Source organism: Armatimonas sp. (assembly GCF_043757465.1).
In the GTDB taxonomy this organism is placed as follows: Bacteria; Armatimonadota; Armatimonadia; order Armatimonadales; family Armatimonadaceae; genus Armatimonas.
The window spans coordinates 1-14613 of record NZ_JAYVPL010000026.1 but is presented as its reverse complement, the minus strand read 5'-3'; the positions used below and the strand labels follow the sequence as shown (position 1 = coordinate 14613).

Annotated in this window: 16 protein-coding genes; 4 read left to right on the top strand and 12 right to left on the bottom strand. The window is 58.4% G+C overall.

What is annotated here, in order from left to right; translation table 11 throughout:
* Positions 1 to 24 precede the first annotated feature (24 nt).
* From radA to ACH2ED_RS03925, 9 genes are all read right to left on the bottom strand, one after another.
* A complete protein-coding gene (radA, locus tag ACH2ED_RS03965; protein WP_395088914.1) occupies positions 25 to 1458 on the bottom strand; it encodes a DNA repair protein RadA in 1434 nt (477 codons plus the stop codon).
* Between the two features lie 5 nt (positions 1459 to 1463).
* Entirely contained in the window at positions 1464 to 2354 is an 891-nt protein-coding gene (locus tag ACH2ED_RS03960; protein WP_395088913.1) for an Rpn family recombination-promoting nuclease/putative transposase, read from the bottom strand.
* 43 nt (positions 2355 to 2397) lie between these two features.
* The gene (locus tag ACH2ED_RS03955; protein ID WP_395088912.1) at positions 2398 to 2952 is read right to left on the bottom strand and encodes a polysaccharide deacetylase family protein; all 555 of its coding nucleotides are present in this window, start codon (positions 2950 to 2952) and stop codon (positions 2398 to 2400) included.
* A gap of 7 nt (positions 2953 to 2959) precedes the next feature.
* Positions 2960 to 4279 (bottom strand): FAD-dependent thymidylate synthase, encoded by a 1320-nt coding sequence (locus ACH2ED_RS03950; RefSeq protein WP_395088911.1) that lies wholly within the window; start codon positions 4277 to 4279, stop codon positions 2960 to 2962.
* The gene (locus ACH2ED_RS03945; RefSeq protein WP_395088910.1) at positions 4276 to 5118 is read right to left on the bottom strand and encodes a GIY-YIG nuclease family protein; all 843 of its coding nucleotides are present in this window, start codon (positions 5116 to 5118) and stop codon (positions 4276 to 4278) included. The genes ACH2ED_RS03950 and ACH2ED_RS03945 overlap by 4 nt, the downstream gene beginning before the upstream one ends.
* Before the next feature lie 8 nt (positions 5119 to 5126).
* On the bottom strand, positions 5127 to 5783 hold the full coding sequence (locus tag ACH2ED_RS03940) for a hypothetical protein (RefSeq protein ID WP_395088909.1): 657 nt from the start codon (positions 5781 to 5783) through the stop codon (positions 5127 to 5129).
* Between the two features lie 159 nt (positions 5784 to 5942).
* Positions 5943 to 6413 (bottom strand): hypothetical protein, encoded by a 471-nt coding sequence (locus tag ACH2ED_RS03935; RefSeq protein WP_395088908.1) that lies wholly within the window; start codon positions 6411 to 6413, stop codon positions 5943 to 5945.
* A gap of 17 nt (positions 6414 to 6430) precedes the next feature.
* Positions 6431 to 6718, bottom strand: coding sequence for a hypothetical protein (locus ACH2ED_RS03930; protein WP_395088907.1), 288 nt, complete (start codon positions 6716 to 6718; stop codon positions 6431 to 6433).
* Positions 6719 to 6983: 265 nt separating this feature from the next.
* Positions 6984 to 7583 carry a nucleotidyltransferase domain-containing protein gene (locus ACH2ED_RS03925; protein ID WP_395088906.1) on the bottom strand — a complete coding sequence of 200 codons (600 nt, stop codon included), beginning with the start codon at positions 7581 to 7583 and terminating at the stop codon, positions 6984 to 6986.
* A gap of 57 nt (positions 7584 to 7640) precedes the next feature.
* On the opposite strand from ACH2ED_RS03925, the gene ACH2ED_RS03920 reads away from it, so the two are divergent.
* The 4 genes from ACH2ED_RS03920 to ACH2ED_RS03905 are packed head-to-tail and all read left to right on the top strand — an operon-like array spanning position 7641 to position 12031.
* Entirely contained in the window at positions 7641 to 8510 is an 870-nt protein-coding gene (locus ACH2ED_RS03920) for an SMP-30/gluconolactonase/LRE family protein (RefSeq protein ID WP_395088905.1), read from the top strand.
* Positions 8497 to 9624: a serine hydrolase domain-containing protein gene (locus tag ACH2ED_RS03915; RefSeq protein ID WP_395088904.1), complete on the top strand. Its 1128-nt coding sequence runs from the start codon at positions 8497 to 8499 to the stop codon at positions 9622 to 9624. Before ACH2ED_RS03920 ends, ACH2ED_RS03915 begins: the two co-directional genes overlap by 14 nt.
* 35 nt (positions 9625 to 9659) lie before the next feature.
* A complete protein-coding gene (locus tag ACH2ED_RS03910) occupies positions 9660 to 10610 on the top strand; it encodes an ornithine cyclodeaminase family protein (protein WP_395088903.1) in 951 nt (316 codons plus the stop codon).
* A complete protein-coding gene (locus ACH2ED_RS03905) occupies positions 10607 to 12031 on the top strand; it encodes a gluconokinase (protein WP_395088902.1) in 1425 nt (474 codons plus the stop codon). Before ACH2ED_RS03910 ends, ACH2ED_RS03905 begins: the two co-directional genes overlap by 4 nt.
* On the opposite strand, the gene ACH2ED_RS03900 is transcribed toward ACH2ED_RS03905, so the two are convergent.
* From ACH2ED_RS03900 to ACH2ED_RS03890, 3 genes are read right to left on the bottom strand one after another with little or no spacing between them, the layout of a single operon-like run.
* Positions 12015 to 12521 carry an NUDIX domain-containing protein gene (locus tag ACH2ED_RS03900; protein WP_395088901.1) on the bottom strand — a complete coding sequence of 169 codons (507 nt, stop codon included), beginning with the start codon at positions 12519 to 12521 and terminating at the stop codon, positions 12015 to 12017. The two genes, ACH2ED_RS03905 and ACH2ED_RS03900, sit on opposite strands and share 17 nt — an antisense overlap.
* A gap of 9 nt (positions 12522 to 12530) precedes the next feature.
* Entirely contained in the window at positions 12531 to 13493 is a 963-nt protein-coding gene (locus tag ACH2ED_RS03895; protein WP_395088900.1) for an aldo/keto reductase, read from the bottom strand.
* 38 nt (positions 13494 to 13531) lie between these two features.
* Positions 13532 to 14398, bottom strand: coding sequence for an NAD-dependent epimerase/dehydratase family protein (locus ACH2ED_RS03890; protein ID WP_395088899.1), 867 nt, complete (start codon positions 14396 to 14398; stop codon positions 13532 to 13534).
* Between the last annotated feature and the right edge of the window lie 215 nt (positions 14399 to 14613).

Sequence of the window (14613 nt, the reverse complement as noted above, 5' to 3'; positions counted from 1 at the left end):
GGCGCCTCCGGTTGCATAGGATTTTTATTCGTCGCGCGTGGTTTTAACGGGCGCGTTGGCTTGTGGCGCAAGAAGTGCTTTTTCCACGGCCTGTCGCACGGTTTCTACCCCCGATAAGTCCAGCCCGATTCCCTGCGTCTCCCGTCCGATATTTTTTTGGGGCAGGATCGCGCCTCCAAAACCTAGCCCCGCAGCCTCTCTAAGGCGTTTCTCAATCTGTGTGCAGCTTCGCACCTCTCCTGCCAGACCGATCTCGCCGAGAAAAACATGATTGCCCCCCACCGGGCGATCCAGAAAACTTCCTGCCACGGCCAGCGCAATCGCCAGATCCGCCGATGGCTCCTCCACGCGCACGCCACCCGCCACGGAGACAAAAACATCCATGTTCGCCAGGCTCAGCCCTAGGCGCTTCTCCAGCACGGCCAGCACCAGCGCCACTCTATCTCGGTGCACGCCATTTGTGACTCGTCGAGGGCTGGTGAGATAGCTCTGCGCCACCAGTGCCTGCACTTCCACCAATAGAGCCCGCGAGCCCTCCATCGTGGCCGTGACGGTCGAGCCGGGGCTTCCAATGGGCCGCTCGGCCAGAAACGCCGCCGACGGGTTCTCCACCCCGACGAGCCCTTCGCTGCGCATCTCGAAGATTCCCAGCTCATCGGTGGAGCCAAAGCGATTCTTCACCGCACGTAGAATTCGATAGGTCAGATGGGCATCGCCCTCAAAATAAAGCACCGTGTCCACCATGTGCTCTAAAACGCGCGGCCCCGCAATCGCTCCCTCCTTGGTGACATGCCCCACCAGAAAAATAGGGATCCGCTTGCCCTTCGCCAGCGCCGCCAGCGCACTGGTCGCGGCCCGAACTTGGGAGACTGTTCCTGGCGCACTGTCCACATCGGGGGAAATCATGGTCTGGATGGAGTCAATCACCAAGTACTTGGGCCGAAGCTGCTCTACAAACCCCGCGATCACCCCAATATCTGTCTCAGAGGCGAGTAATAGATCTTTATGGAGCGCATCGAGTCGAACCGCGCGTAATTTAATCTGCTCAACGGATTCTTCACCCGAAATATAAAGTGTCGTTCCATATTTGCTTGCTAAATTGCCACAGAGCATACTCATTAATGTAGACTTGCCAATTCCGGGCTCGCCTCCAATCAGAGTCAGTGAGCCAGGGACGATGCCGCCGCCCAAGACGCGATCAAACTCAGGGATATACGTAGACTGGCGCTCCCGCTCACTGATCTCGATCTCGGTGATGGGCCGGGGTCGAGACTGCGCCGCGCCCATGTGCGAGAACGAAGAACCCCCTGCCCGAATCTGCGCCGTGAGGGTCTTGGCCTCACGAACCGCCTCTTCGACAAGGCTGTTCCACTCACTACAACTCGGACAGCGCCCGGCCCACTTGGGCTCGACGTGGCCACACTGCTGACAGACAAACCGGGTGGTTGCTTTTGCCAAATCCTCTACTCCGCCAGCAGCTCTGACCAGGACTCGACTTCAAAACACCGCTCGATCAAAGCCTCAAGTTGCTCACGAGATCGCAAGTCAACCTCGCGTAGCACTCTTGCAGATGGCTCACCTAGTCGTTTACGCCCCAGCCGGAACAAAAGATGACGAGCTTCTGTCACAGCCCCGAGCGCTTGGCCTTGTTCTAGCCCTTGTTCTAGCCCTTGTTCTAAGCCCTTGTTCAAGCCTTCTTGGATGAGTGCTTGATACGTTGACGATAGCTCCAGTACATTTCTGCTCATTAGTTTCTCCACAAATTCTTTCGGATATTTTAGTCCCATCAAAACAAAGGTCGCTGTACGGAGTTGCTCCGCCTCGCTCGGTTTTTCACTACGATCCAACCGCTCGTTGACTGCTCTTACCACTTCTGGTAGTTCGGCTTGTGAGACATTCGCAACAGGAGCGAGCGGTAATAGGCCACTGCCTCCCTCCAGAAATATCTCCGGCGGTAGCTCCCAGATCCGCACCCTATTGTAGGGAAAATCGTGGATCAATCGCCCCGATACTCCCCTGACCTGGAATCGTCCTTGGAGCTTTTTGTGTCCTCCAAAAGGCCGCAGTAAAACCAGCGTACTCTCCACGGGTAGCTTCAAGCGGCGCGTGTAGAGAACGTTGTACTCCCAGATGCGCTCCTCTAGTTCTGGGTCTGGCCCTGCCTGAAACTCCACATGCAGACCATAAGGCGGAACGGTGTTTACCCGCAAAATTCTATCGCCCGCCGCTGTCACCGTGGAGAGATCCGTCTCGACTATCTCCGTGGGGCCAATCGGCAGCTTGAGAAACCGTAGCCAGTCTTCGGGGGCAAGCTCGATCAAAAACTTGGTGGACGCATCAAATGGCTTGGGCACGCACAAATTATACTGGCAAACGCAGGGCTAACCCAGCCCACTACTAGCGTAGGGTATCGGAGATGCACACAAACCGGAAGCCGCGCCCGTTCATGTGCTGGATGACAATCGAGCCGGGCTTTGTTTGACGAAAGACCTCACGAACAATTTCTTTGGCGGAGCTTTTCGGGTCAGGGTCGCCGGTCTCGATATCCCACAGGACGCTGGTGAGGCCATAGCTCTCCGCCACCTTGACGGTGATTGGGTTATGCTCGCCGTAGGGAAGACGGAACGCCTTTGGCTTGCACCCCGTCAGTTTCTGGTGCACCGCGAGTGTTTTCTCTAAGTCCGCTCGCATCTCTCTTTCGGTGAGCTTTGGGAAGTGCGGGTGCAGATAGCTGTGGGTTGCGATCTCTAAGAGCGGATCGGCGGCGAGATTTTTCGCCGCATCGGCGTGCCACTCTATCCAGCGTCCGCCCAGAAACAGCGTCGCCGGGACGCGCTCTTTGCGCAGAATCCCGATGATCTGCGGCGCATAACCTGCGGGCTTGAGGGTCTGGCAGGCATCAAAAGTCAGAGCGACAACACGCTCAGTGGTTGGGAGGCGGCGAATCAGCATGTCACTCCTACTCGGGCTCAGCGCTGCCTTCCAGCACGAGTCCACGTGTCTGGGGAAACTTCGCGTACCAGAGCGCTAGAACATCGCGCAGGTGGTTGGCATACCGGTAGTGCGCCCCCGTCCCGGTGCGCAGCTCGGCTTCATAGAGGAACTTATCGGCGGTGGTGGTATGCTCAAAGGGAAACTGCGTCCCGAGAAGCGCTTCGTAGAGATAGGCGGGATCACCCGCAATAAGCTTCTCGTTCGCTCGCGTCCCCGCACTCTCACCCACCGGCTGCCACGGAGTCGTGCTTGAACTCTCGTCTTGGGCAGCATAAAACCCGACGGGCACCAAAGGGCAGTACTTTGTTCCCGTGCGGTGCCGGTTGAGATCCCGAATCTCCGCGAACGCGACCCCGTCCCAGGCAAAGCGCACTGCTGTGCGCCGCAACCCCTCGCCCAGATAGGCATAGCGGTTGTCGTGCTGGGCGAGATCAGTGACAAAGTCAACCGGCCCCGACGGCAGCATGACGTCCAGTGCCGCGGCTCCCGTACCCACTGTTCCCACAAGCCTCTGTGCGTTTGTCAGCTCCGCTGCGTGGCCCGCCGCCATACTCTCCAGTTTCTTTGCGTGCTTGATGAGCCGTGGCGCGGAGAGTCCTAGCTCCTCCCGAATCCGCTCACCACAGCGCACAGCCTCGGGCAGCGGATGCGAGAGCAGATGCTGACATACCCCCACCCACGCCCGAGCAGACTGCACCAGCATGGCGTTGGTACGCACCGCCACAGGCAAGAAATACCGTGCCCGATCAAAGGCGAAGTTGCGCCGCATCCGCGCCGCTGCTTTCTCGTTCACGCCAAAGGGAATTCTAACGCGCTCGGGCTCATCAAGCGCCACTTGCTCCCAAAACGCCAGCGCCTCGCGGTACGCCGAAAACGCCGCGCCCATGCGCCCACGCCACGCGTCACCATCCTCGATTCCTAGCTCCTCGGGCACAAGAAGCCCCGCTTCGTCGAGCTTGATGTAGCGTGTGCTACTCTCTTGGCCGCCTGCCGTGGGGCTGATACGAAACAGCTCATAGGCCAGCCACATCGAGATGCCATCTATAAACATCGCCACCGGCACGAGATCCCCTATCGAAGCATGACCGTAATCAACGAACTTGAAAATCGCATCTACCGATTTATCTGAGTTCTCTGGGTCAATCTTGGCAAGGATTGTATCAAGGCCCTCATTGGAGCGGGAATACCGCGCCCCGACAGCAGCCAGTAATTCGGGAGTTAGTGCTTGCCTTCCGCTTGCCGATGCCTCTTTTGTGGGACGGAGAGGAACGTGTGTAACCTTCATCGCGTGCCCCTCGCTTGAACTCCTTCATATATCTGGCGTGATTTTTGGCTCTTTGTTACCCACTCACAGTTCTCTGGCGAGAAGTCTTTGCTTACATCTTTTCTCACTAACACATATTCCTCTGGTCGTTGCCCCATATCCGCAAGGAAATTGGGAAAGGACTCCCGCCATCGCTCACAGACACCGATTCCTTGCGCTCCAAACTTTGGATAACGAAGGTGTGTCGTATTGTAGCACTTCGCTTTCATCTCAACCCAGGTGCGATATTCCGATGTCTGCCACTGGCCATGTACAGCTCGGCTCCGTGTTCTAGCGGCAGCTTGTTGTCGGTTCCAACAACCGCAACTCTTCGTTTTGCCCGCACCCAAGGCCATTGAAGAAACAATCGTCTCTTGTCCACAATCACAGAGGCAGCGCCACCGTACCGGGCTATGTCCCACAATCTCCACCGGGGACAGCAGACCGAATTTCTGTCCCCTTCGATCCAGGTAGCGCTTTTCCCCTGCCTGCCTGATTTTCTGGCGGGTTTCCTCGCTACGCTCCATGCCAATTTGCCCTTCGCATCCTTCGCTCAAGTTGGTCAGTCGTGCACCAAGGCTGCGGTAGTGTTGTATCCAGTAACGTTCCCGATAGAGATCGTCGGTGGTTTCGATGAGGCGAATCTCAGGCTTGGTGCCCTGCTCCAGTAGCTGATGAATCCAAGTACTGACATAGTAGGGTGCTTGCTTTCTTCCCATTGAAACATGCCGATTCAGGCGCTTTTTTAGCGCCAACCCGGTAATGCCTACATAGCGAACATCCCCTGTCCGTGGGTCGGATAGGGTGTAGATTTGAAACACGCTCGCTCCTACGCCTTCATGCCCAGTTTCTCTAGGAGCTGTGGGGTGGCACGAAGGGCGATGCGGGCGAGCTTGCGGAGCTGGGTGGTGTAGCTATCTAGCTCGGCAAGAATGCGCTCCTGCTCGGGGGTGAGGTTCTGGGACGTGCCCTTGGCTTGCTCCTGAGCCTGGTTGGCGGTGTGCAGCGCGGCAATTTTCGCCTGCTCACTTGCAAGTTTGGTGCCGTTGTAGCCCACGCCTGCGAGGGTGTCTTTTACGGTTTGTGGAGCGGCGGCGGCTCCCGCAAAGAGCTTGTCAGCAGCCAGCAGAAACGCGGCGGTGCCTTTAGGGGCGGGGCCTTTGTCGAGATTGAGCGCGGCGAGTGCGGCGGCATTGCCTTTTAGCACCGTACGGGCCACGGTGGCAAGATCGGCGTAGGCGGTGCGTGCGAGTTTCTCCGCGTCTTTGACGGCCTGGGTTGCGGCAAGCTGTGCGGCGCGCGCTTCCTGCACGGTCACAAGAATCGCATTGGCGCTGGCGAGCAGGTTCACGCCGTCGGTGCGCTTGGCGGCGGTGTAGCCGAATGCTTCGAGTGCGGCCATGATCGCATCGTCGGAGAGCAAGCCCGTTATGGCAATTTCGGCTCGATGAATCCGCGCCGCAATAGTCCGTGTTAAAGTTGACATTATTGTTCCTTTCTTCGTAGTGCTCTGCGATGATTTTGCACTACTCCTCAAAGCTAGTGTATCACTCCTCAGTGAACTTGCATTGCTCCTTGACAAAAACGCACTACTCCTTGAAGATTTTCATTTACTCTTCAAGAGCCTTGTTACTCTCCTAAACTCTTACTCTGTATCGTCTTCACGACCCAGCCAGTGGGAAAGAAAGAAGAGCAAGCCCGCAAGAGAAAAGAGTCCCATAAAGATTAGGAGAATTTTAAAAACAACCTCAGGATACAGCTCTCTACGTATAATCGCAGGTGCCACCATAACAACCAAAACGATGGTTGTCCCCAAGGAAGCAAGAGCAGCAAAGGAAAGTAACCGGCGCACCAGAATCCGGGAGCGGATGAGAGAGAAAAACCCACCCAACATGCTCAAAGTGCTCTGAAGCATCCAAAAAGCGTAGAGAATAACTTCAAGCGACTTGGTATACCCACGTTGCATTTCGCCCAAATAGACTAGCCCACAGATCACGGCAATCACCGCTCCGACCACAATCAGGAGGCAAGAGGCACCAAGTTCCCAAACAGAACGGCTTTTCTTAGGCAGCACAAATCTCTGTTCCACCGGCTCATTTTCGAGTTGCTGTTGCATGCTACAGATTCCCCCTCCTAACCTTCTTCGCCGTCTTGCCGTCCCAGCCAGCGACCTAAGAAAATCAGGGCTGTGGCCAGAGCCAAGAATGCAACAAACATTGCTGCCACAAAGAGGACTGGCTCCTTTTGAAAATTTCCTTGTAAGTAGTCTTGTAGCGCAAAATAGGCAATCCCTACAGCCGTCACAAAGGAAAATAGAGCAGCCGACCGAAGAGACCAACGCACCACAATTCGATACTGCAACAAGAAAGCCGTGCCACCGAGAAACCCTAAAACTCCCTGTAGCAACAGAACCGTGTACATAACACTGTCAAAAACGGGGTCGGGGTGCGTACTCCGCAGGTAATCAGAGACACAAGCCACAGCCGTGACGCCTCCTCCGAAAACAAGGAGCCAGGCTAACAAAAGTTCCACCACTGAGCGCTGTTTGGGTGGCTTGTCTAGCGGCCTCTCTTGCTGGAGTTGCATACCACACAATACCATCCCAAACCCTCCCTGCCCTGAGGGAGGGTGCCAAGGTACGAGGCGGGTGGGTTCCGCCGGGTGGGTATAGTGGGTTCTGCTGGCCTCACTCTTTGGGCGCGAGCTTGCGAAACTCCGACGAGAGTGCGTTGTGGACGGGCTGCCAGCGCGTTTTTAGAGTCTCCCAGTCCGTCTCTTGCGCGGCCCAGATCTCGTCCCAGTAGGCGTTGGCGGCGGCGAAGTTTGTCAGAGCGCCGGTTTGGGCCAGCTCGATCCCGAAGACCAGAATCCGCAGGCTGTGAAAGAGGCTCTTCCAGCCCGCGAGATAGTCTTGCTCGACAGCGATCTTCTTCTTGGCCTTCACGAAGCTATGCGACGCTTTCTGCGAGAGAGCCTGGCGCAGGGTTGCCCGGTTCAGAGTAAATGTGCAGAGAGCAGGGAGTGGGCTTTCGGGGGCAAAGTAGGCTTCCAGAGCGTGTATCTGATGCGTATCCAGCGCTGCTTGGAACTCGGTGAGGGTGTAGGTATGGAGATTCGTGTTCTCCAATACCAGCTCCAGCCCCGACGGGCCGTTATTTTCGGGGAAGACCACCAGGTAGTCATGATCCGATTCCAGGCGAGCGGTGCCGTAGACACGGGAACCGAAGGGGACAAAGAGCGCGGTGCTTGGCCAGCATCTTTCTTTAACAATTTTCTCGTGTTGCATACTCTTCTCTATCGCGGAGTTAAGAATAACCGATAAAACGGTACAATTGGAATAATTATGGAGTTTGAGCTAGAGCCTCTGGCAGACTATGCCTGCCATACTGGAGAAGGGCCTCTCTACCATCCCACGGAAAATGCTGTCTACTGGACAGACATCCCCAACGGTCGTCTCTTTCGCTACAAGCTGGAGACGGGAGAGCATGAAGCCTTTGAGATCGGTCGCCCGGTGGGCGGCTTCACCCTCCAGGAAGACGGCGATCTGTTACTGTTTATGAACCAAGGAGCCGTTGCGCTCTGGAGCCCCGGCGCGGAGCTCGACTACTTGATTGAGGAGATCTCCGAGGAGGTGGATTCGCGCTTCAACGACGTGATGACCGACACCCAGGGCCGTGTCTACTGTGGCACGATGCCGACGGCAAGCCGCGCGGGGCGACTGTACCGGCTCAACCTGGAGGGAACCATCACGAAGCTGCTGGAGGGAATTGGGTGCTCCAATGGCATGGGCTTTACCCCCGATCATAAGTTCTTGTACTACACGGATTCGACGGCGCGAAAGATCTACCGATTTACCTACATCGCGGCAACGAGCGAGCTCAAGCGCCAGCGGACTTTTGTCGTCACGGAAGAGGGCGGCGGCGTTCCCGATGGCATGACGGTAGACAGTAAGGGAAACCTCTGGAGTACGCGCTGGGACGGGAGCTGCCTCGTGGGGTACACGCCGCAGGGGCGTGAGTTCGCCCGTATCCCCTTCCCGGTGAAGAAAGTTTCCAGTGTCACTTTTGGTGGCCCGAACTATGACCAGATGTTTATTACCACGGCAGGCGGCCAACAGAAAGAAACAGACGGTGCGCTGGCGGGGGCACTCTTTCGGCTGACAATCCCTGGCGTCACGGGTGTCCCAGAGTACGTGTCCCGTGTTGGCCTCTGAGCCGCCCGAGCCGCAGCCCGCTCGGTTACCAACCCGGGCGGAGCTGGTGCGCCGTCCGCTGCCTGTCACAGTGCTAGAGGGTACTTCCGTGACGGGCTTCCCTGAGAGCATGCCCGAGCTCGATGTCAGGCTCGTGCAAGCGCTAAAGGAGGCTGCGCTTCCTGGCATGGCCCTGGCGATCGCGCAGGGCGGACGGCTGGTCGCGATGCGCGGCTACGGCACCCTGGCTTCAGGGAGCCCTGTGGCGCTCGAACCAACTCTGCCGGCGATGCTGTGCAGCCTCTGCAAGCCACTCACAGCGCAGGCGTTTCTGCTACTTGCCCAGGAAAACAAGCTCACCCTTGAGGATCGAGCCGACCGGTGGATCGCCACGGACCCGCGAATCACCCTGCGCCAGCTCCTCACCCACCGCAGTGGCCTGGCGGCAAAGTTCCTCGACACCAGCCACGCCGCGACGGAGGCGGAGCACGTCAAAAAAGCACTCACGGAGCCGCTGGCCTTCACACCAGGCGAGCGTTTTCTCTACTCCAACGTGGGCTACCAGGTACTGGGCCGGATCCTTGCCACCGTCACCAGCCAGCGCCCGGATCAGTTTATCCAGAAGCGCCTGCTTGATCCTTTGGGAATTCGTAGCTACTTTGTCGCGACCTATCTCACGCCCGCCGACCAAGTGCGCTACGATAGTGGCGGAGCCTACGTGCTGACTCCCCACCGCTACGACAGAGAAACCCGTCGGCATACGCCCGTCCGTGATCGAGCCACCCGCCTTGCCAAAGAAGCCTTGGGTAGTTCTGATACTTGTGGCGCGGGCTGTATGAGCGCGGTAGATTTCCTCCATTTCCTCTGCTCGATCACCCCGGCGCAGCGCCAACGGATCCGTAAACATGCGTCAGAGCCAGATGGCTATGGGCTCGGCTGGATGCTAAAAGACGGTGGCCTGGCGCACACGGGAATCGGGTCAGGGGAGACGCACTACGCCCTCACTCGGGAGAGTGGCGTGAGCTACGTGTGCTTTCTTCCCTCCAGCAACGACGCAGCGTGCGAGAAGATCCTCGCGCGGGTACAGAGCCTTGTGCTACGCCTCAGACAATCCCCTGAGATTCCCTGGCTGTAGACCACAATACCAGGATCATCCTGTATACTTTGTGAATGCCTCTCTTTTTGTCGGAAAGCGATGTCACCTCCGTGCTAACGATGCCGGATGCCATTGCGGCTCTTGAAACTGCCTTTACTGCCCAAGCGCAAGCGGATGCGATTAACCTACCACGCCAGCGCTTCTACCTTCCCGGTGGGGAGCTCCATAGCATGGCCGCTGCAATTCCTTCGCTTGGTGTTCTGGGAACAAAGACCTATACATCGTTTGCAGACGGTATACAGTTCTATATCCAGCTCTATTCTGTAGAAACGGGCGAGTTATTGGCATTTATTGAAGGTAATCGCCTCGGGCAAGTGCGTACTGGAGCGGCAACGGGCTTAGCGATCAAGCACATGGCTCTTCTGGAGACTCCGATAGCAGCGCTTTTCGGAACCGGTTTTCAGGCAGAGACACAGGCCGAAGCGCTGGTGACGACTCTACCTAATCTTCGCGAGGTTCAGGTCTATAGCCGTAATGTCCTCGGCCGCCAGCACTTCTGCCAGCGCATGACGGGGCGGCTAAATATCCGCTTTACTCCCGCAGAAAGCCCTGAAGCCACTGTACGCAATGCCAAGGTAATTGTCACTGCAACCAGCGCACGGGAGCCGATCCTGCAAGGGAGCTGGCTTACTCCAGGAGACTTTATTGCTGCCGTGGGAGCCACGCGCCTCTCCGCCCGTGAGATAGACGAAGAAGCAGTCGCACGCGCCACTGTCGTGGCGGTGGACGATTTGAGCCAAGCACAGCTGGAAGCCGCCGAGCTGCTCTTTGCCTACGAGCGGCGGAAGTTCCTCTGGAAGCGTGCGATCCCTCTCTCCGCAATCGTCATTGGGCGCGCCAAGGGCCGCCCTGACAAAGACGCGATCACCCTCTTTAAGTCGCTTGGGGTTGCACTGGAGGATATAGCGGTCGCTGCCGTCGCCTACGAGAAAGCAAAAGCATTGGGGCTTGGGCGCATATTGTGAAGGCAATTCTCACCCTCGATCTGGGGACATCCTCGACCCGCGCCCGCCTCTATGATGCCGAGACTGGCGAGCCCCTTGCGGGCACCACGTCCCAGCTCAGCCACCTACCTCAGACAACCGCTGAGGGCGCTTCGACACTCGATGCCGATGCGCTGGCCCGAGAAGCGGCGACCTGTGCGCAGGCGACTTGGGAAAAAATGCCTCCGGGCTGCCAGCTACTCGGTGTCGGGCTGAGCTGTTTCTGGCACTCCGTGGTCGGGATTGATGCGGTAGGCGATGCCATTACGCCCGTCTTGCTCTGGAACGACCGCCGAAGTGCGGGCCATGTCGCACGCCTCAAACTAGAAAACCAGGCGCTCCCGAACAAGACCGGCTGCCCGTGGCACACAAGCTATGTCTATGGCCGCCTCACCTGGCTCCGAGAGACAGACCCAGCGCTCTTTGCCCGTTGCAAGCAATTTGTGACTCCCGCCGCCTATGTCCTGCGCAAGCTCGTCGGCGCAACGGGCGAGTCCACCTCGATGGCATCGGCATCGGGGCTCTGGGATCAGAGACAACAGGCGTGGCTCCCCGAGTGGGTCCACATTCTCCCCCCCATCTTTGACGGCCCTGTCTCGGCGGAGAGCTCTCCGTTCCTGCCGCGTCAACTTGCCCAGCTCCCCTGGTTTGCCCCGGTTGGGGACGGCCTGGCATCGAATCTCGGCTGCGGCGCGGTGAGCCCTGAGCGCCTTGCCCTGATGATTGGCACGAGTGGCGCTATGCGCGTCCTCACTCCCACGGCCCTTCCCAACCTGCCCGACGGGCTCTGGCGCTACCAACTCGACCAAAATCGCTATGCGCTAGGGGGCGCACTCACCAACGGCGGCTCGGTGTGGGCGTGGCTGGAGCAGACTCTCAAGCTCTCCCGCCCCCTCGATGGCCTCGCGCCCGACAGCCACGGCCTAACGGTGCTTCCGTTTCTGGCGGGCGAGCGTGCTCCGCTCTGGCGCGACGATCTCACGGCGGCCATTATCGGACTGAGTGCCGCCACAACACCCGAGCAGATTGCACGGGCGCATCTGGAAGCCGTGGCCTACCGATTCGCCGCGATCCGCGAGCACCTGCGGCCCGTCGCCCCCAAAGCGGAGCTCATCGGCACGGGCGCGGGCTTGCTGGCATCGCCACTCTGGCAGCAAATCCTCGCCGACGTGCTCGGCGAGCCCCTTGTGATCAGTAGCGAGGAAGAGGCATCGTCGCGCGGGGCCGCACTCTGGGCACGAGAGCAGCTTGGCCTAGGCCGCATCGAAGATGCCCCCCTCCCAGAGATTCTGCACCGCGTCGAACCCAATTCCACCCACACCGAAATTTATACCGAGGCACGCCAGCGCCACGAGGCACTATTGAAACTACTCTGCCCAGCGCCTGTCACTCAGACTGAGTAAACTCCGACAGCGACGTTCCTGCCGCGAGCAGATGCTCTTTCGCTGTGGCGGCCTCCTCAAATACAGCGGCGAGGAGGTCGTCCCAGACGTAGTACAGTCCTGCGATGTCCTCGATGTTAGCCAGAAAGCGCCCCGTGGACTCGCTTCCTGGAGGGATTTCTCCCAGCCCTTGGACATCGGCAACAAACGTGGGAGCGTGGCGAGTCGCTCCAGTCTGGGTGTCGGTGAGGATAAAATGTCCTAGGCAGATCATGCGCCCCAGAGTCACGCCCGCCTCCTCAAACGCCTCACGCCGTGCCGCCGCCTCAGGCGTCTCGCCCGGCTCTAGCCGCCCGCTTGGGATGCACCAGCCGCGCCCCGGAATCTCCGCCAGCACGATTTTGTCCCCATAGAACGGGAAGACCAGCGCCGCTGGCATAGGGGAGCCTTCGGAGGCGTAGGCAGCAAAGGTAGCCCGCTCATTGCGCCAAGTGACGTGTGGAAAGCCCATTACTTAAGTCTACCAGGCATAACCCTCAGGCGAGGGCTTGTGTCCAGGGAAAATCTCATCGAGCTTCTTGAGAGTTTCCTCGCTGAGCGCGATCTCCAGCGCACGCAGGCTACCATCCACCTGGGCCAGCGTGCGAGGGCCGATAATCGGCGCGGTGACGGCTTTCTGATGCAACAGCCAGGCAATCGCCACATCGGCAGGAAACTCGCCCAGCTCCGCACAGAGTGTTTCCCACGCCGTGATCTTCACCCGAGCCGCCTCGTCGAGCTTGATCCCCGCCCGGCGCGAGCCCTCATCAATGTCGCCTAAAACGCCCCCGAGAAGGCCGCCTGCGAGCGGCGACCAGGGAATCACACCGAGGCCGTAGTCTTCACAGGCGGGAAGCAAGTCCCGCTCCACAGTACGGGCATTGAGGTTGTAGAGGCTCTGCTCACTGACTAAGCCGAGGAAATTGCGGCGCTTGGCGGCCTCGTTTGCCTTGGCGATATGCCAGCCAGCGAAGTTAGATGAGCCGATATAGAGCACTTTCCCCTGCTGGACAAGCAGTTCCATCGCCTGCCAGATCTCCTCCCATGGCGCGTCCCGCCAGACATGGTGCATTTGATAAACATCAATGTAGTCGGTCTGGAGGCGGCGCAGGCTCTCCTCACACGCCTTGCGAATGTGCAGCGCCGAGAGGCGGCTCGTGTTGGGCCACTCGCCCATGTCGCCGTAGACCTTGGTCGCCAGTACCACTTTCTCGCGCCGTCCGCCGCCCTGTGCGAAGTAGCGCCCGATAATCTGCTCGGTGATTCCCTCGCCCTTTTTGCCGCCGTAGACATTGGCCGTGTCCCAGAAGTTCATCCCGTGCTCCAGCGCCCTGTCCATTATTGCGTAGGCATCAGGCTCGGTGGTGCGGGGACCAAAGTTCATCGTTCCCAGACACAGCCGGGAGACCTTCAGGCCCGTACGGCCAAGATTTGTGTATTTCATAATTATTTCCTTTTTTCGCTCCGCGAAATTAGCGACTTTCACGCGCTTGCATACAAACAGCCCAGTGCCCGAATCTCTGCCTCGGTCTTGGTGCGCTCCAGCCACTCCAGCTCATCGAGAAAAGCACGGAAGTGCCGTCGTGGCATCCAGCCCAGTGGGGAGGCTTCGGCATTGCTGCGGTGCGGACGGCGCGAGATATCTAAGCCGTATTTTTCGACCAGCGCGCGGGAGCCCGGGAAGATCGCCTCGCAAGTTCCCAGGGGGTCGGCTTCCCAGCCGTCCGTCTGAGCATCCGTGAAGGCATTGGCTTTTACGGCATTAACGAAGAAGCTTTCATCGCCGGTGTAGGCCACACTGGCCTCGATGCAGTCTAGCACGTCCAAGCGATCCACGCCGCCGTAGAGCAGACGCGAGCCGAAGTGCAGGAAGTCACGATACGGGGTGAAATCGGCGGGACGAATCGCGACATACTGAATCCCGTGGCGCTGTTTGTTGTACTCACACAGCTCCTCACCGATGCGCTTGGTGAAGCCGTACTTATCGTAGTGCCCATGCCAAGCTTGCGAGCTTAAAAACACCACTTTTTTGATCCCCGCGCTCTGGGCCGCCTGAAACATCCAGAAAGTGCCGTCTACATTCAGCCGCCAAAAATCCGCCTCGGTCTTGCTATTCCAGTGGATTCCATGCCATGCGGGCAGGTGTAAAATCGCATCGCACCCCGCGGCGGCACGCTCCAGCCCCACCCCGATCTGGACGTCCGTCTGGACAAACTCCAGTCCGGTGAAGGGCTCTTTCTCGGGGAGCTTGCCGATATCGGAGAGCACCAGCGTATGCCCCGCTACTAGAAGCCGAGGAATCATGCCCCGCCCAACATTGCTGTTAGCGCCTGTGAGTAAAATTTTCATGATTAAATCTCCAAGGAAACCCCTGCCTTTAGGCAGGGGATGAATTGGGAACCGCATTGAAAGTTCTGCGATTGATTCTGAAATATTGTTTGCATTCTGTTTTCTTTTGTGATATGCTTTCCGGCAGTAGAGTTTTCGCTTTGTGGCTCGTCCCCATAAAGTCAGGAACTTACCTTTGGGTCAGACAGCAACCCGCAGCAGTCGGGTAAGGCAAT

Excerpts from the sequence above, each read along its gene's own strand:
- ACH2ED_RS03950 (WP_395088911.1), bottom strand. The coding sequence starts at position 4,279 with ATGAAGGTTACACACGTTCCTCTCCGTCCCACAAAAGAGGCATCGGCA.
- ACH2ED_RS03910 (WP_395088903.1), top strand. The coding sequence starts at position 9,660 with ATGCCTCTCTTTTTGTCGGAAAGCGATGTCACCTCCGTGCTAACGATG.
- ACH2ED_RS03900 (WP_395088901.1), bottom strand. The coding sequence starts at position 12,521 with ATGGGCTTTCCACACGTCACTTGGCGCAATGAGCGGGCTACCTTTGCT.
- ACH2ED_RS03895 (WP_395088900.1), bottom strand. The coding sequence starts at position 13,493 with ATGAAATACACAAATCTTGGCCGTACGGGCCTGAAGGTCTCCCGGCTG.
- ACH2ED_RS03930 (WP_395088907.1), bottom strand. The coding sequence starts at position 6,718 with ATGTACACGGTTCTGTTGCTACAGGGAGTTTTAGGGTTTCTCGGTGGC.
- ACH2ED_RS03955 (WP_395088912.1), bottom strand. The coding sequence starts at position 2,952 with ATGCTGATTCGCCGCCTCCCAACCACTGAGCGTGTTGTCGCTCTGACT.
- ACH2ED_RS03940 (WP_395088909.1), bottom strand. The coding sequence starts at position 5,783 with ATGTCAACTTTAACACGGACTATTGCGGCGCGGATTCATCGAGCCGAA.
- ACH2ED_RS03935 (WP_395088908.1), bottom strand. The coding sequence starts at position 6,413 with ATGCAACAGCAACTCGAAAATGAGCCGGTGGAACAGAGATTTGTGCTG.
- ACH2ED_RS03925 (WP_395088906.1), bottom strand. The coding sequence starts at position 7,583 with ATGCAACACGAGAAAATTGTTAAAGAAAGATGCTGGCCAAGCACCGCG.
- ACH2ED_RS03890 (WP_395088899.1), bottom strand. The coding sequence starts at position 14,398 with ATGAAAATTTTACTCACAGGCGCTAACAGCAATGTTGGGCGGGGCATG.
- ACH2ED_RS03920 (WP_395088905.1), top strand. The coding sequence starts at position 7,641 with ATGGAGTTTGAGCTAGAGCCTCTGGCAGACTATGCCTGCCATACTGGA.